This is a genomic window from Geodermatophilus sp. URMC 60, assembly GCF_053502585.1.
The window spans coordinates 1,447,808-1,465,710 of record NZ_CP199958.1; the positions used below are offsets into that span (position 1 = coordinate 1,447,808).

General features: G+C 76.0%; 17 protein-coding genes. 6 read left to right on the forward strand and 11 right to left on the reverse strand.

Translation table 11 applies throughout. The annotated features are described in order from the left end of the window. Window positions 1–8: 8 nt before the first annotated feature. The 5 genes from mftD to ACWIX3_RS06995 all read right to left on the reverse strand — a co-directional run bounded on the left by mftD (window position 9) and on the right by ACWIX3_RS06995 (window position 5,715). A complete protein-coding gene (gene mftD, locus ACWIX3_RS06975) occupies window positions 9–1,178 on the reverse strand; it encodes a pre-mycofactocin synthase MftD (protein WP_448611350.1) in 1,170 nt (389 codons plus the stop codon). A 221-nt stretch (window positions 1,179–1,399) separates the two neighbouring features. Next, a complete protein-coding gene (locus ACWIX3_RS06980; protein ID WP_448611351.1) occupies window positions 1,400–2,935 on the reverse strand; it encodes a precorrin-2 C(20)-methyltransferase in 1,536 nt (511 codons plus the stop codon). A gap of 152 nt (window positions 2,936–3,087) precedes the next feature. Next, the gene (locus ACWIX3_RS06985; protein ID WP_448611352.1) at window positions 3,088–3,714 is read right to left on the reverse strand and encodes a precorrin-8X methylmutase; all 627 of its coding nucleotides are present in this window, start codon (window positions 3,712–3,714) and stop codon (window positions 3,088–3,090) included. Further along, on the reverse strand, window positions 3,714–4,964 hold the full coding sequence (gene cobG / locus ACWIX3_RS06990; protein ID WP_448611353.1) for a precorrin-3B synthase: 1,251 nt from the start codon (window positions 4,962–4,964) through the stop codon (window positions 3,714–3,716). Before cobG ends, ACWIX3_RS06985 begins: the two co-directional genes overlap by 1 nt. A 55-nt stretch (window positions 4,965–5,019) precedes the next feature. After that, window positions 5,020–5,715 (reverse strand): DUF4383 domain-containing protein, encoded by a 696-nt coding sequence (locus ACWIX3_RS06995; RefSeq protein WP_448611354.1) that lies wholly within the window; start codon window positions 5,713–5,715, stop codon window positions 5,020–5,022. A gap of 126 nt (window positions 5,716–5,841) precedes the next feature. Between ACWIX3_RS06995 and ACWIX3_RS07000 the strand changes: the two genes are divergently transcribed. Both ACWIX3_RS07000 and trxA read left to right on the forward strand, forming a co-directional pair. Next, window positions 5,842–6,162 (forward strand): tetratricopeptide repeat protein, encoded by a 321-nt coding sequence (locus ACWIX3_RS07000; protein WP_448611355.1) that lies wholly within the window; start codon window positions 5,842–5,844, stop codon window positions 6,160–6,162. 28 nt (window positions 6,163–6,190) lie between these two features. Continuing rightward, window positions 6,191–6,631, forward strand: coding sequence for a thioredoxin (gene trxA / locus ACWIX3_RS07005; protein WP_448611356.1), 441 nt, complete (start codon window positions 6,191–6,193; stop codon window positions 6,629–6,631). A 3-nt stretch (window positions 6,632–6,634) separates the two neighbouring features. Here the strand turns inward: trxA and ACWIX3_RS07010 are convergent, their stop codons facing one another. Further along, window positions 6,635–7,507: a helix-turn-helix domain-containing protein gene (locus ACWIX3_RS07010; RefSeq protein WP_448611357.1), complete on the reverse strand. Its 873-nt coding sequence runs from the start codon at window positions 7,505–7,507 to the stop codon at window positions 6,635–6,637. Window positions 7,508–7,566: 59 nt separating this feature from the next. On the opposite strand from ACWIX3_RS07010, the gene ACWIX3_RS07015 reads away from it, so the two are divergent. After that, on the forward strand, window positions 7,567–8,298 hold the full coding sequence (locus ACWIX3_RS07015) for a TIGR04222 domain-containing membrane protein (RefSeq protein ID WP_448611358.1): 732 nt from the start codon (window positions 7,567–7,569) through the stop codon (window positions 8,296–8,298). 6 nt (window positions 8,299–8,304) lie between these two features. Here ACWIX3_RS07015 and ACWIX3_RS07020 read toward each other — a convergent pair whose 3' ends face one another. Beyond that, on the reverse strand, window positions 8,305–9,087 hold the full coding sequence (locus tag ACWIX3_RS07020) for a PIG-L deacetylase family protein (RefSeq protein ID WP_448611359.1): 783 nt from the start codon (window positions 9,085–9,087) through the stop codon (window positions 8,305–8,307). A gap of 138 nt (window positions 9,088–9,225) precedes the next feature. Here ACWIX3_RS07020 and cobN point away from each other — a divergent pair, with 138 nt between their 5' ends. Then, window positions 9,226–12,825: a cobaltochelatase subunit CobN gene (cobN, locus tag ACWIX3_RS07025; protein WP_448611360.1), complete on the forward strand. Its 3,600-nt coding sequence runs from the start codon at window positions 9,226–9,228 to the stop codon at window positions 12,823–12,825. Between the two features lie 339 nt (window positions 12,826–13,164). On the opposite strand, the gene ACWIX3_RS07030 is transcribed toward cobN, so the two are convergent. The 3 genes from ACWIX3_RS07030 to ACWIX3_RS07040 form a co-directional block, all read right to left on the reverse strand. Continuing rightward, on the reverse strand, window positions 13,165–13,902 hold the full coding sequence (locus ACWIX3_RS07030; RefSeq protein ID WP_448611361.1) for an adenosylcobinamide-GDP ribazoletransferase: 738 nt from the start codon (window positions 13,900–13,902) through the stop codon (window positions 13,165–13,167). Next, window positions 13,899–14,420, reverse strand: coding sequence for a bifunctional adenosylcobinamide kinase/adenosylcobinamide-phosphate guanylyltransferase (gene cobU, locus ACWIX3_RS07035; protein WP_448611362.1), 522 nt, complete (start codon window positions 14,418–14,420; stop codon window positions 13,899–13,901). The genes ACWIX3_RS07030 and cobU overlap by 4 nt, the downstream gene beginning before the upstream one ends. 82 nt (window positions 14,421–14,502) lie before the next feature. After that, entirely contained in the window at window positions 14,503–15,054 is a 552-nt protein-coding gene (locus ACWIX3_RS07040; protein WP_448611363.1) for a histidine phosphatase family protein, read from the reverse strand. A gap of 74 nt (window positions 15,055–15,128) precedes the next feature. Here ACWIX3_RS07040 and ACWIX3_RS07045 point away from each other — a divergent pair, with 74 nt between their 5' ends. Both ACWIX3_RS07045 and ACWIX3_RS07050 read left to right on the forward strand, forming a co-directional pair. Then, the gene (locus tag ACWIX3_RS07045) at window positions 15,129–15,917 is read left to right on the forward strand and encodes an oxidoreductase (RefSeq protein ID WP_448611364.1); all 789 of its coding nucleotides are present in this window, start codon (window positions 15,129–15,131) and stop codon (window positions 15,915–15,917) included. A gap of 20 nt (window positions 15,918–15,937) precedes the next feature. Further along, complete coding sequence (locus ACWIX3_RS07050; RefSeq protein ID WP_448611365.1) at window positions 15,938–16,906, forward strand: aldo/keto reductase; 969 nt, start codon at window positions 15,938–15,940, stop codon at window positions 16,904–16,906. A gap of 114 nt (window positions 16,907–17,020) precedes the next feature. Here ACWIX3_RS07050 and ACWIX3_RS07055 read toward each other — a convergent pair whose 3' ends face one another. Beyond that, a complete protein-coding gene (locus ACWIX3_RS07055) occupies window positions 17,021–17,863 on the reverse strand; it encodes an HAD family hydrolase (protein WP_448611366.1) in 843 nt (280 codons plus the stop codon). Window positions 17,864–17,903: the final 40 nt, after the last annotated feature.

Genomic DNA, 17,903 nt, shown 5'->3' on the forward strand with positions numbered 1-17,903 from the left:
CGCGCGGGTCAGCTGCGGGTGAAGTTCGGCGGCAGGACGACGTCCTCGCGGGTCAGGTCGTGCACCGAGGCCTTCCCGAGCCCCAGCAGCGCCTCGTCGATGCCCTGCCGGATGATCGCCAGGACGTTCTGGACGCCACGCTCACCGTTCGCGGCCATGCCCCACAGGTAGGCGCGGCCGATCATCACCGCCTTGGCGCCCAGGGCCATCGCCTTGACGACGTCGGCGCCGCGGCGCACCCCGCCGTCCATGAGCACCTCGACCTGGTCGCCGACCGCGTCGACCACCCCGGGCAGCGAGCGGACCGCACCCGGTGTGCTGTCGAGGTTGTTGCCGCCGTGGGTGGAGACGGAGATGGCGGTGACGCCGGCGTCGACGGCGCGGCGGGCGTCGTCGGGGCGGGTGATCCCCTTGAGCATGAACGGCCCGCCCCACTGCTCGCGCAGCCAGGCGACGTCCTCCCAGGTGGGCAGCGGGGTGCCCATCCACTCGCCGTAGGCGCCGAAGAAGTTCGGCGGCTCCTCGCCGTCCAGCGCGAGGTTCGGGACGCTGAGCTCGGGGATGGCGCCGGAGCGCAGGTAGGTGGCCAGCCAGCGCGGCTTGCGCAGCACCTCGGGGGCGAACTTCAGCGCGTTCTTGACGTCGATCTTCTCGGGGATCGGCGGGCTGCCCCAGTCGCGCCGGGAGGCGAAGGACCAGTCCAGCGTCATGATCAGGCCCTTGGCGCCGGCGGCCCGGGCCCGCTCGGCGCGGGCGAGGATCGTCTCCCGGGAGCCGACCCAGTACATCTGGAAGAACAGCTTCTGCTGGGCCGCCCCGACCTCCTCGACCGGCTTGCTGGCGAACGAGGACAGGCCCATCGCGACGTCCTGGGCCGCGGCCGCGCGGGCCACCGCCACCTCGCCCTCGGGGTGCACCGCCTGCACGCCGGTGGGGGAGACCAGCACCGGCATGGACACCTCCTGGCCCATGACCGTGGTGCCCGTCTCCCGCTTGCCCGGCAGGTCGGCGACGTGCGGCCGCCAGGTGATCTCGTCGAAGGCGGCGACGTTGTCGTTGGCCGTCAGCCCCTTCTCGGTGCCGGCGACCAGCGCCAGGTAGACCGACCGCGGCAACCGCTTCCTCGCACGGTGCTGGGCCTCCTCCACGGTCTCGAACCAGTCCCTGGTGCTCGCCATGAGAGCCCCTCCCGCGATCGCCCGGCCGCCAGCGCCGTCCCCGGGGGAGGGTGACGCACGCCACTGGCGGGCCATCGTGCCAGGCGTGGCACTGAGTGTCACGTGGCCCGTCCCGGGTCCCCGTCGGCCTCCCTGCAGGTGCCACCGCCGGCCCCGTCCCGACCCGAGCGTGCGCGGGGTGAGGAGGACGGGGTCCTTCGACGGTGGGCAGGGAGGTCCTGCTACGAGGGGTGGGGAGGGCGAGGTCCTCCATGGGTGCGAGGTCCTTCATGGGTACGGGGGCTGTAGACGGCGCCGGTGGCGCTGACCCGGGTCTGCGACGAGCCGACGATCACGCAGCAGCGCATGTCGACCGTCTCCGGGTCCAGCTCCCCGAGGGTGGTGACCCGGATGCTCTCCTCGGGGCCGCCGACGTCGCGGCCGACGACGACCACCGTGTCGGGCTTGCGGCCCTCCAGCAGCACCTCCTGCGCCTGGGCGAGCTGGTGCGGCCGGGCCCTGGATCGCGGGTTGTAGAGCGCGAGCACCAGGTCGGCGGCCGCGGCGTGCCGCAGCCGGTCGACGACGACGTCCCACGGCTTGCGGACGTCGGAGAGGCTGACCACGCAGAAGTCGTGGCCCAGCGGCGCGCCGACCCGGGCGGCGACGGCCTGCGCGGCGGTGAGGCCGGGCAGCACCCGCACCGGGACCTCGGCGTAGTCCGGCCGCTCGGCGACCTCGAGCACCGCGGCGGCCATCGCGAAGACGCCGGGGTCGCCGCTGGATACGACCGCGACCCGCCGTCCGGTCCGGGCCAGGTCGAGGGCGTGCGCGGCACGCTCGGCCTCGACCCGGTTGTCGCTGGGGTGGCGGGTCTGCCTGGGGTTGGCCGGCACCCGGTCCAGGTAGGGGCCGTAGCCGACGAGGTCGTCGGCGGCGGCCAGGGCCTCGGCGGCCTCGGGGGTGGTCCAGCAGCGGGCACCCGGGCCGAGGCCGACGACGACGACCTCGCCGGTGCCGGGTGCGGCCTCGTCGTGCCGTTCCGGTCCGGCGGTCGGATCGGTGAGCGGGCTGGGCAGCAGGGCGAGGGAGAAGTAGGGGACGGTCGCCGGGTCGACGTCGGCCAGCGGCATCGTGCGCTGCCGGTCGGTGGAGGCGCGCTCGACGTAGAGGGCCCGGTCGAGCACCCCGGCGGCGTCGAACGCCTCGCGCACGTTGCCGAACGTGCGCCCCAGCTTCAGGACCGCTGCGGCGTCGGTGGTGGCCAGCCACTCGGCGAGCTCGTCGGCGGGCAGCGTGCCGGGCAGCACGGTGAGCACCTCGTCGCGCTCGACCAGCGGCCGGCCGACCGCCGCGGCGGCCCCGCTGACGCTGGTCACGCCGGGCACCACCTCCGTCGGGTACCGGTGGGCCAGCCGTTTGTGCATGTGCATGTAGGAGCCGTAGAAGAACGGGTCACCCTCGGCGAGGACGACCACGTCGCGGCCGGCGTCCAGGTGTGCGGCCAGCCGCGCCGCGGCCGCCTCGTAGAACTCGTCGATCGCGCCCTGGTAGCCGCCGGGGTGGCCGGTGGTCTCGGTGGTGACCGGGTAGACGAGCAACTCCTCGACCTGGCCCGCGCGCAGGTACGGCGCGGCCACCGCGCGGGCGACCGAGCGGCCGTGCTGGGCGGCGTGGAAGGCGACGACGTCGGCGGCCGCGATGAGCCGGGCGGCCTTGACGGTGACGAGCTCGGGGTCGCCGGGGCCCAGCCCGACGCCGTACAGGCGGCCGGTCACCCGATGCCCCCCGCTCCCGCGGGACGCTCCGCTCCTCGCGCCATGCCGTGGGTCGCCTCCGCGGTCGCTCCGCTCCTCGGTCGCAGAGCTCGCTGCGATGCTCACCCCCTGTCGGCTCCGGTCCTCGCTGCGATGCGCACGTCCCTGTCCGCTCATTCGATGTCGCTCGCGATCGCGTTGACGGCCGCCGCGGTGATCGCGCTGCCACCACGCCGGCCGCGGACCACGAGGTGCTCGAGGTCGGAGGCGGCCAGTGCGTCCTTGGACTCCACGGCGCCGATGAAGCCGACCGGGATGCCCAGGACGGCAGCCGGGCGGGGCGCGCCGGCAGCGACCATCTCGAGCAGGTGGAACAGCGCGGTGGGCGCGTTGCCGATGGCCACGACCGCGCCCTCCAGCCGGTCGCGCCAGAGCTCCAGTGCCGCGGCGGTGCGGGTGGTGCCGAGATCGGCGGCCAGCGCGGGGGTGCGCGGGTCGTTGAGCGTGCAGACCACGTCGTTGTCCTTCGGCAGCCGGCGGCGGGTGACGCCCGAGGCCACCATCTCCGCATCGCAGAGCACCGGGGCGCCGGCGTCCAGCGCCTCGCGGGCCCGGGCCACGACGTCGGGTGAGAAGGCGAGGTCCTCGACCAGGTCGACCTGGCCGCAGGCGTGCACCATCCGCACGGCGACGCGGGCGACGTCCGGGGGCAGCCCGGCCAGGTCGGTCTCGGCCCGGATGGTGGCGAACGAGCGCCGGTAGATCTCCGCGCCGTCCTTCTCGTACTCGTACTCGTACATCAGCTCCACCCGACTCGGTATCCGGTCCCGGTCGCCACCACGTCGACGACCTCGCCGCGTGGACGGCCGCAGCGCCGCCCGCACCCGGCCCAGTGCTGGCGGGCGCCCTCGGCCGGCAGTGTGCCGTCCGCCACGGCCCGGGCGGCGTCGGCCCGGACGTCGGCCAGCGACTTCGCACACCCCGGCCGTCCCGCGCAGGCGGTCACCCGGCTCCAGGCGCTGCCGGGGTCGAGCACCAGGCCGGCGGCGGTCAGCTCCGCGGCGGCGGCGTCGTCGGGCAGGTCGGGGACGACGACGCTGCGCCACGGCGTCAGCTGCACCTCATCGGCCAGTCGAGCCAGGAGCTCGGTCTGGTCGGCGGTGAGCCGCCCCAGGGGGACGACGGCGACGAGGGCCACCCGCCCGTCGTCCTGGGGGGTGGTGCCCGCCGGGGTCCTGACGAGCGGGAGGCCGGGGGCCTCCCCGAGGAGGGACGGCAGCGGCTCCACACGACGTGGGGACGGCACCTGGCCGCGGTGCCGTCCGGAGGACGACGGGGTCATCGCCCCGGCCCCCCGCTCGTCGGGCGACGAGGTGGCGATCCGTGCGGCCACCCGCTCCTGACCCCGGGTCAACTCCGCGAGGCGCCACGCGGTGCCGCCCTGGGCGGCGCGCTCGTCGAGGAAGGCCCGGGTGGCCGCGACCGCCAGGGGGACCGCGCGGTCCGGCGTCGTCCGCAGCCCGCTGTCCGCCCCGGCGAGGGTGAGGGCCACGGAGCCGGGGGCGAGGGCCAGCAGGCCGACGTCCCCGCCGAGGCCGGCGACGTCGCCGCGGCCGTCGTCGAGCGTGGCGAGGTACCGGCCGGGCAGTGCGGCGAGCGCGCGGTCGGCGCAGATCCCGGCATCCAGCGCACGCACCCACGGCCGGACGTCGACGTGCCCGCCGGCCCGGCCGGTCAGCGCGCTGGCCAGTACGTTGCGCACCCGCTCGTGCGACGCGCTGGGCAGCAGGCCGGCGGCGGCCAGCCGGTCGCCGAGCCCGGCCTCCGCGCCGTCGGCCAGGCCGCGCAGCTGCACGTTGCCCCGGCTCGTGAGCTCCAGCGCCCCGTCACCGAGGTCACGCGCGGCGGCCGCCAGCGCCCGCAGCTGACCGGCGGTCAGCAGACCGCCGGGCACCCGGACCCGCGCCAGCGCGCCGTCGGCGGCGGCGTGCGTCTGCAGCGCCCCGGGGCACGCGTCGGCGCGGACGCGGGCGGTGGGGCTGGCGGTCATGGCGGTGGCGAGGGTACGTCCCGCCGTCCCGCCCGGTGACCGGTGGCGGCCCGGTTCAGCCGAGTCGGCGCGCCTCGTCGAAGGACATCCACACCCGGCGGCGGTCGCCCCGGCTGTGCACCTGCGCCATGGCCGCCACCCGGCGACGCTGCTCGTTGGTGGCGACGTGCTGGACGACGGCCACCTCGGCGGCGCGCATCGCCTGCTCCGCGGCGACCTCGGCCGGCGTCGTCGGGAGGTCGTCGTCCTCCTCCTCGACCGGCGCGTGCGGGTGGGCGTACGGGCTGTCCTCCGGCAGGTGGCCGCTGATCCGGCCGTAGGCCCCCAGCGTCAGCAGGAGCAGGCCGACGACGACGGAGAAGACGACGTTCTCGAACTCGAACGCGAGGATGTTGAAGGAGGTGCGGAGCACCGCCAGGTTCACCAGGGCGGAGAGCAGGAACAGCGAGCCGGCGACGATCATGATCGTCGAGGTGACCCGCGGGCTGCGCGCAGCGGCGACCAGCAGTACGACCGCCATGACCACCGAGATGGTCGACAGCAGGCCGTTGGACGACAGGCCGAGGATGCGCTCGCCCTCGGTCGAGAAGTAGTCCAGGCCGCCGGCGAAGCCGAGGAGGCCGAAGACCAGGAGGGTCAGCGCCACCAGGACGGCGCCGGTGCGTTGGACGGCGTACACGCGGGCGCCGGGTCCTGGGCGCTCGTCGGTGGTGTCGGCCGTGCGGTGCGGGAGGTGCGGTCGCAGTGCCATGAGGACTCCCGGGGCTGTGGGACGGTGCCCATTCTTCTCCCTGCACCCTCCGTTGGATGCACTACAACGATGCGCCTTCTCGGGGACGCATGGGAAGCCGCGGAGGGGTCGGCGGGTTCTCCTGGCATGACGCAGCGCGACCTGCACTCGGAGTTCCTCCGCGCGGACCTCTTCCTCGCGATGGCGCAGCCGATCGAGGCGGCGCGCCTGCTGGAGCCGCTCGTCGAGGCGGAGCCGGCCAACGAGGCCGCCCTCGAGCTGCTGGCCCGCGCCTACTTCGGCTCCGCTCAGCTGGCGAGGGCGGAGGACGCGCTGACCCGGCTGGTGGAGATGGCCCCGGCCAACGGCTGGGCGCGCCGCGCGCTGGCCCGCACGCTCGAGCGGCAGAGCCGGGCCGGTGAGGCGGTGGCGCACCACCGGGTGGCCGACGCCCTCGGTGCCGCCTGAGGAGCCCCAGGAACGGGAGGGAGCGGACATGCCGAGCCGGATCACCCCGTGCCCGACCTGCGGGCAGCGCAACCGGGTGCCCGCGGCCGCGGCCGGCAGCCCTCGGTGCGGCAGGTGCCGAGCGGCGCTGCCGTGGGTGGTCGACGCCGGGGACGCGGACTTCGCGGAGGTCGCCGAGCACTCGCCGGTGCCCGTGCTGGTCGACCTGTGGGCGACGTGGTGCGGGCCGTGCCGCGCGGTGGGCCCCGCCCTGGAGCGGCTGGCCGCGGCCTTCGCCGGCCGGGTGAAGCTGGTGAGGGTCGACGTCGACGCCGCACCCCGGTCGGCCCGGCGGTTCGGCGTGCAGGCGGTGCCGACGCTGCTCGTGCTGGACCGGGGGAAGGTCGTGACCCGGCAGGCCGGCGCCGCACCCGAGCCCGCGCTGCGCGCCTGGCTCGAGGGCGCCCTCGCCTCCCGGACCGGTGGGTGACGACTACAGCTCGGCGGCCCGCCGCTCGACGAGGCGGATGGACTCGTCGGGGTCCAGCGCCATCTCGGTGAGCAGCTGGAAGGCGCGGCCGTAGCGGTGCACCTCCGCCTCACCGTCGACGAAGGCGATCCGCGTCTTGTTCTCCAGGTAGACGACGTCCGGCGCCCGCGTGGCGCGCGAGTCGAGGACGGAGAACGAGCCCGCCGTCACCGGCGGCAGCCCGGCGTCGAACGGCAGCACCTGCAGCGTGACGTTCGGCCGGCCGGCCACCTCGGCCAGCCACTCCAGCTGACCGCGCAGCACCGCCGCACCGTCGGGCGTTCCGGGCGCGCCCGCGGTGCGGCGGAGCACCGACTCGTCGAGCACGGCCCACAGCCGCATCGGGTCGGCCGCGTCGAGGACCTCCTGGCGCCGCCGGCAGACCTGCACCCGGCGCTCGATCTCCGGCGGGGACGGCCGCTCCCAGGTCGACAGGACCACCTGGCGCACGTAGTCGGGGGTCTGGAGCAGCGCGTGCGGAACCAGCGCGCCGAAGCAGCGCAGCGCCCGTGACCCCGCCTCCAGCCGGATGAGGTTGGCGTACCCGGCCGACAGCGTGTCGGCGTAGGCGTCCCACCAGCCGCGCGGCCGGGCCGACGGGGCCAGCCGGCGCAGCAGGTCGGCGTGGGCGTCGGGCACCCCGTACAGCTCGAGCAGCCGGTCGAGGTCGTCGGCGGCGATGCCGATCCGCGCGGTCTCGATCCGCGACACCTTCGACGGCGACCACCCGAGCCGGGCGGCGACGTCCTTGGCGTGCAGTTGCTCCCCGGTCCGCAGCTGCCGCAGCTCGCGTGCCAGCCGGCGCTCCCGCACCGACGGTGTGTCCCGTTCGACCACGGCGCGACGCTATCGGTCCGTGCAATCGTGCAAGCACGCTCGCGGGGATCCGGCGGGACGTGCGACCGTCGGCGTGCGGCCGCAGCCCCTCTCGATCCTCGACGCGAAGGACGACGGACATGACCGGAACGCACGTCCCCCTCCTCGGCTCCGACCTGTACGAGGTCGCCTACCTGGCCGGCGGGCCGCGCCGGGCCGTCGAGGCCGCGGTCGTGGCCCTGGTCGAGGACGGGCGCCTGCGGGTGACCCGCTCGACCGCCGAGCTGCACGTGGTCGATCCCCGCCGGCGGCACCCCGTGGAGGCCGCCGTGCTCGACGCCGCGGGTCCGCGCGCCCGCCGGTCGATCGACGGGATCGCCTGGCGGGTGCGCACCGACGCCCGGCTGGCCGCCCTCGCCGATGGTCTCCGGCAGGCCGGGCTGGTCTCCCGGCGCGGCGGCGTGGACGCCACGGCGGAGCGGATCTGGACCGCCGTCGGGCTGACCCGGGCCGGACGCCGGGCGCTGCGCGACCTGCGGTCCGACCCGGCGCGCCTCGGCAGCTCCGGGGTCGTCGCGGTGGCGCTCGGCGGGCCCGGGGCGTGGGCCGACGCCGACCTCCGGGCCGCCGTCTTCGCCCCGCCCCGGCCGTACCTGCCGACGACCCCGGGCCCGAGCGTGCGAGAGGTCCGCCGCAGCCACTCCGCGGCGTACGTCGACGGGGGCTCCGGCGGATGGGCCGGTGGCGGCTGGGGCGGTGGCTTCGGCGGCGACTGCGGTGGCGGTGGCGGCGACGGCGGCGGGGGCTGCTGACCCCGCTCAGCCGACCGGCTCGGCCGCGGCCCGCATCGCCTCGAGCGCGATCGGCGGTGGGGCCAGGAAGTCGAAGGCGCGGAAGAGCACCGCGTGCGGCACCCCCATGGGCCGCCCCTGCAGCGCCGTGATCCCGGTGATCATCGCGCGTGGGGGCGGGTGGCCCGGGATGCCGGCGAGGTACTGCCCGTGGGCCTCCAGCGACGCGATGCCCCGCTCCAGCGCCTCGCCGGTCACGTCCACGCCGTGGGTCGGGCGGGGGTCACCGCCGACCAGCAGCCAGCGCACCGTCCACGGCTCCAGCCCCTCGTCGAGCAGCTCGGGGAAGACCCAGCGGTTGCCGGCGTCGCGCAGCGCGTCCACCGCGGCGAGGCCGGCGACCCGGTGGTCGGCCTGGTTCAACCCGGCGACGAACTCGACCTCCCACGAGCCGACGAGCAGGGCGTCGGGGCGGTGCTCGCGGATGACGCGTGCGATGTCCCGGCGCAGGTCCAGGCCGTACTGGAGGACGCCGTCGGGGTGGTCGAGGAACCGGATCCCGCTGACCCCGACCGCATCGCCGGCGGCCAGCTGCTCCGCCGTCCGCAGCCGGGCGGTCTCCTCGGGGCGGAGCGCGTCCATGCCGGCCTCGCCGCGGGTGAGCAGCAGGTAGGCGACGTCGACGCCGCGGGCGGTCCAGGCGGCGACCGCGGAGGAGGTGCCGTACTCGACGTCGTCGGGGTGGGCGACGACGCAGAGCACCCGGGAGAACGCGCCGTCCGGGAACGGCGGCACCGAGGGAGGGGCCATGGCCGGACGCTAGGGCCGCGACCCGGGTCGTCCGGGGTCCTCCGGCGCGTGACCCCCGGTCCCCGGGGCGTCGCCACCTGCCGGAGGCAGCCGGGTCCTCGCCGCGAGGCCCCGCCTCGTCCCGGTAGCGTGCCGTCGGTGTTCACGCTGCTGTCGACCAGCGACACCGACCTCCTCTCCGCTCGCGCCAGCGGAGCCGACTGGCGCCTGGGCAACCCCTCCCGCCTGGACGACGCGGGCATCGCGGCGCTCGCCGAGGGCGCGGAGCTGGTCGTCGTCCGCATCCTCGGCGTGCGGCGGCAGTACGAGGAGCTGCTCGTCCCGCTGCTGGCCGGGCCGGCGCCGGTCGTCGTCCTGGGTGGGGAGGCGCTGCCCGACGCCGAGCTGATGGAGCTGTCGACGGTCCCGATGGGGGTCGCGACCGAGGCGCACGGCTACCTGGCGCAGGGCGGCCCGGACAACCTGGTGCAGCTGCACCGCTTCCTGTCCGACACCGTGCTGCTCACCGGCGAGGGCTTCGAGCCGCCGGTGGTCGCGCCGGACTGGGGAGTGCTGGAGCGGCCGTCCACGGGGACCGGCCCGACCGTCGCCGTCCTCTACTACCGGGCGCACCACCTGGCCGGGAACACCGCCTTCGTCGAGGCGCTCTGCGGCGCGATCGAGGACGCCGGGGGCTCCGCGCTGCCGGTGTACACCTCCTCGCTGCGCAGCGTCTCCGACGAGCTGCTCGACGTCCTGCGCACCGCCGACGCCCTGGTGGTCACCGTGCTCGCCGCGGGCGGCTCGCGACCGGCCACCGCCCAGGCCGGCGGGGACGACGGCGCGTGGGACGTCGGCCAGCTCGCCTCGCTGGACGTGCCGGTGGTCCAGGGGCTGTGCCTCACCCGCTCGCGGGAGGAGTGGCTGGCCGACGACGACGGGCTCTCCCCCCTCGACGTCGGCAACCAGGTGGCGATCCCGGAGTTCGACGGCCGGCTGATCAGCGTGCCGTTCTCGTTCAAGGAGACCGACGACGACGGGCTGACCAGCTACGTCGCCGATCCGGAGCGGGCCGCCCGCGTGGCCGGCACCGCCGTCGCGCACGCCCGGCTGCGGCACACCCCGCCCGCGGAGCGCCGCATCGTCGTGATGCTGAGCGCCTACCCGACCAAGCACGCCCGCATCGGGAACGCGGTCGGCCTGGACACCCCGGCGTCCGTCGTCCGGTTGCTGGCCGCGATGGCCGGGGCGGGGTACGACATCGGCCCGTTCGACGGGCCCGACGCGCTGCCCGGCGTCGCCGACCTCGACGGCGACGCGCTGATCCACGCCCTGATCGCCGCCGGCGGCCAGGACGCCGACTGGCTCAGCGAGGAGCAGCTGTCGGGCAACCCGGTGCGCATCCCCGCCGCGGAGTACCGCGCCTTCTTCGACACGCTGCCGGCCGACCTGCGCGAGGCGATGGTCGAGCACTGGGGGCAGCCGCCGGGCTCGCTGTTCGTGGACCGGGACGACATCGTCTTCGCCGCGCTGCGGGCGGGCAACGTCGTGGTGATGGTCCAGCCGCCGCGCGGCTTCGGGGAGAACCCGATCGCGATCTACCACGACCCGGACCTGCCGCCGTCCCACCACTACCTGGCCGCCTACTGGTGGCTGCGCTCGGTCTTCGGTGCGCACGCGCTGGTGCACGTCGGCAAGCACGGCAACCTGGAGTGGCTGCCGGGCAAGACGGTGGGCCTGTCGGCCTCGTGCGCGCCCGACGCCGCCATCGGCGACCTGCCGCTGGTCTACCCGTTCCTGGTCAACGACCCGGGCGAGGGCTCGCAGGCCAAGCGGCGCGCGCACGCCACGCTGGTCGACCACATGGTGCCGCCGATGGCCCGCGCCGACTCCTACGGCGACATCGCCCGGCTGGAGCAGCTGCTCGACGAGCACGCCAACGTCGCGGCGATGGACCCGGCGAAGCTGCCCGCCGTCCGGGCGCAGATCTGGACGCTGCTGCAGGCGGCCAAGCTCGACTCCGACCTGGGGCTCTCCGAGCGGCCCGAGGACGACCACTTCGACGAGATGATCCTGCACGTCGACGGCTGGCTCTGCGAGATCAAGGACTCGCAGATCCGCGACGGGCTGCACGTGCTCGGCACGCCGCCGTCCGGGCAGAACCGCGTCGACCTGGTGCTGGCCATGCTGCGCGCCCGGCAGATCTGGGGCGGCGCGGTGGCGCTGCCCGGCCTGCGCGAGGCGCTCGGCCTGGCCGAGGGGGCCGACCGCGTCACCACCGACGCGGTGGAGGCGCAGGCCGAGGCGCTGGTGGCGGCCGTGGAGGCCCGCGGTTGGGTGCCCGAGGCCGTGCCGTCGGTGGTGGCCGAGGCCCTGGGCCGGTCCGACGAGGGTGTCGAGGCGGTGCTGCGGTTCGCCGTCTACGAGGTCGTGCCCCGGCTGGAGCGCACCACCGACGAGATGGACGCGACGCTGCACGCCCTCGAGGGCGGCTACGTGCCGGCCGGGCCGTCGGGCTCGCCGCTGCGCGGGCTGGTCAACGTGCTGCCGACCGGCCGCAACTTCTACTCGGTCGACCCGCGGGCCATCCCGTCCCGTCTCGCCTGGGAGACCGGGCAGGCGATGGCCGACTCCCTCGTGGAGCGCTACCTCGCCGACACCGGCGAGTACCCCGCGTCGGTGGGGCTGTCGGTGTGGGGCACCTCGGCGATGCGCACCTCCGGGGACGACGTCGGGGAGGTGCTCGCGCTGCTCGGCGTCCGCCCGGTGTGGGACGACGCGTCGCGGCGGGTGACCGGCCTCGAGGCGGTCCCGCTCGACGAGCTCGGGCGACCGCGGATCGACGTCACCGTGCGGATCTCCGGCTTCTTCCGGGACGCCTTCCCGCACGTCGTGACCATGCTCGACGACGCGGTGACGCTGGTGGCGGGGCTCGACGAGCCCGCGGACCGCAACTTCGTGCGCGCCCACGTGGACGCCGACGTCGCCGGGCACGGTGACCGCCGCCGGGCGACCACCCGGGTGTTCGGCTCCAAGCCGGGCGCCTACGGGGCCGGGCTGCTGCCGCTCATCGACTCCCGGGACTGGCGCGGGGACGCCGACCTGGCCGAGGTCTACGCCGTCTGGGGCGGCTACGCCTACGGTCGCGGGCTCGACGGCGTGCAGGCCCGGCCGGACATGGAGACGGCCTACCGGCGGATCGCGGTGGCGGCGAAGAACGTCGACACCCGCGAGCACGACATCGCCGACTCCGACGACTACTTCCAGTACCACGGCGGGATGGTGGCGACGGTCCGCGCGCTGACCGGCTCGGCGCCGCGGGCCTACATCGGCGACTCGACCCGACCCGAGTCGGTGCGCACGCGGTCGCTGACCGAGGAGACCGCCCGGGTCTTCCGCGCCCGCGTGGTCAACCCGAAGTGGCTGCAGGCGATGCGCCGGCACGGCTACAAGGGCGCCTTCGAGCTGGCCGCCACCGTCGACTACCTGTTCGGCTACGACGCGACCACCGGCGTGGTCGCCGACTGGATGTACGAGAAGCTCACCCAGACCTACGTGCTCGACCCGGAGAACCGGGAGTTCATGGAGCAGTCGAACCCCTGGGCGCTGCACGGCATCGCCGAGCGGCTGCTGGAGGCCGTCGACCGGGGGATGTGGGCGTCGCCGGACCCGGAGCTGCTGGCCGACCTGCAGCAGGCCTACCTCGACACCGAGGGCGACCTGGAGGGCGGGGAGACCCCGGCGTCGTCCCGTTCCTGATCTCCCGGCGCATCGACCGGTGGGGTCCTGGGTAGCCCTGACGGCATGAGCATCCTCGGACGACTGATGGGCACGGCAGAGAACACTGCGCGCAGCGCCGGCCGCACCGCTGGGCGGTCCGGACGGGGCATGCCCCGCTCCACCGGCCGGATGTCGACCGGTCGCGGCTACGGTCGGGCGACCTCGGGTCGGATGGGCCGTGGGCGATCCGCGACCCCCGCGGCCTCCGGGCTCGGTGGGCTCCTCGGCGGCCTGCTGCGCCGCCGCTGAACAAGGACCCCGTCCCCCTCACCGCTCGCAGGCTCGCGGCGAGGCTCTGGACGGGGCCGTTCCAGCCCCTCACGGCAGGGCGGCCGCGGCCACCAGCAGGGTGACCGCGGCCGTCGTCTCGCCCATCGCACCCATCACGTCGCCGGTGACGCCGCCCAGCCGGGCGCGCGCCCGGCGCAGGAGGAGCTCGGCCGCGAGCAGGCCGGCCGCGGCACCGGCCACCAGGGCCCGGTCCGCGGTGGTCAGCAGCGCTGCGGTGACGAACACCCACCCGGCCAGCCAGCGCGCCGAGACCGTGCCGGCGACCGACTGCCCGAGTGCCGAGCCCGCAGCCATCGGGACGCCGGGCAGCCCGGTGCGGGCCATCGCGAGCCGGGCGACGAGCGGTGCCGTCACGAGCGCGGTCCAGCCCCGGTCGGCCTCGAGCAGGGCGGCCGCGGCGGCGACCTGCAGCAGGACGGTGAGCAGCAGCGCGACCACGCCGAACGGGCCGACGTCCCCCTGGCGCATGACCTCGAGCGCCCGCTCGCGACCGCGCAGCGGGCCCAGCCCGTCGGCGGTGTCGGCCAGGCCGTCGAGGTGCAGGCCACGGGTCAGCGCCGCGAGGACCGCCACGGCCAGCACCGACCCGGTGAGCGGGGAGACCAGGTGTGCGCCGGCGACGCCGACCCCGGCCGCCAGAGCGCCCAGCACCAGGCCGACCAGCGGCGCCCACGGCAGCACGCCGCGGGTGGACGCCGCGGCCCGCGCCGGCACCCGCAGGACGGTGAGCAGGGCGGCGGACTCCAGCGGGCCGGTCCACCTCATCGCAACCGCTGCGGCAGCCCCGCCACCACGAACCACACCTCGTCAGCGGTGCCGGCCAGCCGCTGGTTGACCGAGCCGAGGGTGTCGCGGAACAGCCGCCCGGCGCGGGTCTCGGGGACCACGCCCAGCCCCACCTCGTCCGACACCGCCACCACGTGCGCGGGCGTCATCGTCCAGGCCTCGACCAGTGCGTCGCAGCGGCGGGCCAGGCGGTCGGAGGCACCGGGTCCGTCGGCCCAGACGCCCGTCTCGTCCATCAGCGCGGCCACCCAGGTGGTGACGCTGTCGACCAGCACGGTGCCCCGGCGCAGCAGATCGCTGGGTGCGGTCGTCTCCAGCGTCGTCCAGCCCGCGGGGCGGCGGGCCCGGTGCGCGGCGATCCGCTCGGCCCACTCGGCGTCCCCAGGGACCGGGGGAGAGGTGGCCAGGTAGGTGACGTCGCGGGCGCCGGCCACCAACGACTCGGCGTGCGCTGACTTGCCCGACCGCGATCCGCCCAGCACGAGGACCCTGCTCATGGCTCCTCCCCGGGCTCGTGCCGCACCTCGGCCGGTGCGGTCCGTCGCCTCCGCGGTCGCTCCGCTCCCCGTTCGCCGGCGCTCACAGGACGAGCTCCAGCGGGGTCACCGTGCCGTTGTGCGGGGTCACCGCGGGCATCGCGTCCGGCCCCAGCCCGGCGGCGACCGCCTGTGCGGCCCGGATCGTGTCGCCGTGGGTGACCAGCGCGATCACCTCGGCCGGCGGGTCGGCGAACAGGGCCTTCAGGTAGGCGCCGACGCGGGCGTGCAGCTCGGCCAGGCTCTCCCCGCCCTGCGCCGCCCAGTGCGGGTCGGTCCAGTCGACGACGTCCCACAGCTCCCGCGACGGCCGGCCCTCGAGCACCCCGTAGCCCTGCTCGCGCAGCGCCGGGGTGGTCCTCACCGGCAGCCCCGTCGCGCGGGCGCAGTGCTCGGCGGTCTGCACCGCGCGGCGCAGGTCGCTGGAGACCAGCGCCCCCGGGCGCAGCGCCACCAGCTCGCGCGCGGCCTGCGCCGCCTGCGCGTGGCCGAGCTCGGTCAGCGGCACGTGCGCGGTCCGCCCCTGCAGAAGGCCTGCGGCGTTCCACTCGCTCTGCCCGTGGCGGACGAGCAGGAGGGTCAGGGGCCGGGCCATGGTGGCAGGCAGCCTAGTCAGAGCCCCGGCCAGGGTGCCGCGGGTTCCCGCGGCCCGCCTCGTACCGTCGGGGCGTGACGATCCCCGTGCGTCCCGGCGCCGCCCGTCCGGCGGCTCGTCCGGCTGCTGCCGACCCGCTGGCCCCGCTGCTCGACCTGCCCGGTGTGCGGGACGCCGCCGAGGCCGCCCGCACCGGGATCGACCGGCTGCTCCGCCACCGGCTGATGCGCAACCGCTCGGCCGAGGTCAGCACCGAGTCGGCACTGCGTGGCGCACGGGCCTCCGCCGCCCTCGAGGGGGTCGACGTCCCGCTGGCCGACCTGCGGGCAGGGCAGGTCGACGACCCGGTCGTGCAGGGCGCGCTGCGCGCCTCGGTGGCCCTCGGCTCGATGCAGGAGACCTGGACCAGGGCGCCGGGACAGGTGCTCGCCCGGCTGCACGTGCTGGCCGCCGCGGACCTCGCCGACCGCGCCGACCTCGGCCGGCCCGGTGTGCACGCCGGCCCCCGGCTCGGCGGGCTGTTCTCGCTGGTCACCGGGGAGGGCGCGGTGCCGGCCGTCGTCCTGGCCGCGGTGGTGCACGGCGAGCTGGCCGCCGTCGCCCCCTTCGGCACCGCGGACGGCGTCGTCGCGCGCGCCGCGGCCAGGCTGACCGGCATCACCCGTGGGCTGGACCCGAAGGCGGTGTCGGTCCCCGAGGTAGGCTTCGCCGAGCTCGGCCGCGAGGCGTACGCCCGAGCGCTGGCCGGCTACGCCTCCGGTCGGCCCGACGGCGTCGCGGGATGGCTGGTGCACTGCTGCCGCGCCACCGAGCACGGCTCCCTCGAGGGGCTGGCGATCGCCGAGGCCCTGCTGCGCGGCTGACGGGCGGGCAGACTGGGCCCGTGCGCTACCTCGACGTCGACGGGCTCGGTGCGGTCAGCCGCGTGGGCCTGGGCACCTGGCAGTTCGGCTCCCGCGAGTGGGGCTACGGCGACGCCTACGCCTCCGGTGAGGCCAAGGCGATCGTCCGGCGGGCCCGGGAGCTGGGGACCACGTTGTTCGACACCGCGGAGGTCTACGGCTTCGGTCGCAGCGAGCGGATCCTCGGGGAGGCGCTGGGCGAGGAGCGGGCGGACGTCGTCGTCGCCAGCAAGCTCTTCCCGGTGGCCCCGTTCCCGCCGGTGGTCCGCAGCCGGCTGGCCGGCAGCGCCCGCCGGCTGGGGCTGGACCGCGTGCCGCTCTACCAGGTGCACCAGCCCAACCCGGTGGTGCCGGACTCGGTGACCATGACCGGGATGCGCGAGCTGCTGGACGCCGGGCGCATCGGCGCCGTCGGCGTCTCCAACTACTCGCTGGAGCGCTGGCGGGCAGCCGACGCCGCCCTCGGCCGGCCGGTCGTCAGCAACCAGGTGCACTTCTCGCTCGCAGCGCCGTCGGCCCTCGACGACCTGGTGCCCTTCGCCGAGCGCGAGGACCGGATGGTGATGGCCTACAGCCCGCTGGCCCAGGGCCTGCTCGGCGGGCGGTACGGCGTCGACAACCGGCCCGGCGGCGTCCGCGCGGCCAACCCGCTCTTCGGCACCGAGAACCTGCGCCGCGCCGAGCCGCTGCTCGGCGTCCTCCGCGAGGTCGCCGCGGCCCACGACGTCGCGCCCGCGCAGATCGCGCTGGCCTGGCTGGTGTCCCTTCCGCGGGTGGTCGTGATCCCCGGCGCCTCCGGCGTCGCCCAGGTCGAGGCCAACGCCGCGGCGGCCGACATCGACCTGCGGCCGGACGAGCAGGCCGCGCTCACCGCGGCGGCGCGGGCGTTCCGGCCGGTCTCCGCGGCACGCACGCTCGTGGAGCGGGTGCGGGAGCGCCTGCCGCTCTGAGTGCTGGAACGGCCCCGCTGCAGGAGGAGGACCCCGTCCTCCTCACCCCTCGCGGGCCCGGGGCGAGCCCCGGAACGGGGCCGCGGCGGGGGGAGGGGGTAGCGAGGTCCTCCTTCAGGCGCCGCGGCGCCACCAGCGGCCGGGCGCGGGCGCCGGCGGGGTCTGGGCGACCACCCGGGGAGCGCGCCGGCGGGCGTACCAGGCCAGGCCCACCACGGCGGCGCCCACGCTCATCGCCGCACCGGTGACCACCGGCGCGGACGGGACCGGGAACCGCGAGCGCATGGTCACCGGCCAGGTGAACTCCAGCACCGGCCAGCCGTGCTCGGCCGCCGCCTTCCGCAGCGCCCGGTCGGGGTTGACCGCCGTCGGGTGCCCGACCGCCGCGAGCATCGGCAGGTCGGTGATCGAGTCGCTGTAGGCGTAGCAGTCGGCCAGGTCGTAGCCGCACTCGGCAGCCACCTCCCGGATGGCGACGGCCTTGTTCTCCCCGTAGGCGTAGAAGTCGATCTCGCCGGTGTAGCGGCCGTCGACGGTCACCATGCGGGTGGCCACCACGCGGTCGACGCCGAGCATCTCGCCGATCGGCTCGACCATCTCCGCGCCGCTGCTGGAGACGATGACGATCTCCCGGCCCGCCGCCCGGTGCTCCTCGATCAGGTCGGCGGCCTCGGCGTAGACCATCGGCTCGACGATGTCGTGCAGCGTCTCGCGCACGATCTCGTGCACCGTCGCGACGTCCCACCCGGCGCACATCTCGGTGATCTGCGCCCGCATGCGCTCCATCTGCTGGGCGTCGGCGCCGGCGAGGGAGAAGACGAACTGCGCGTAGGCGCCCTTGAGGACGGCGCGCCGGTTGATCAGCCCGCCCTGGAAGAAGGGGCGGCCGAAGGCGAGGGTGCTGGACTTGGCGATGACCGTCTTGTCCAGGTCGAAGAACGCCGCTGCGCGGGTCACGGTTCACGACTGTAAGTGGGCGCGGCGGCAGTGACGTGTC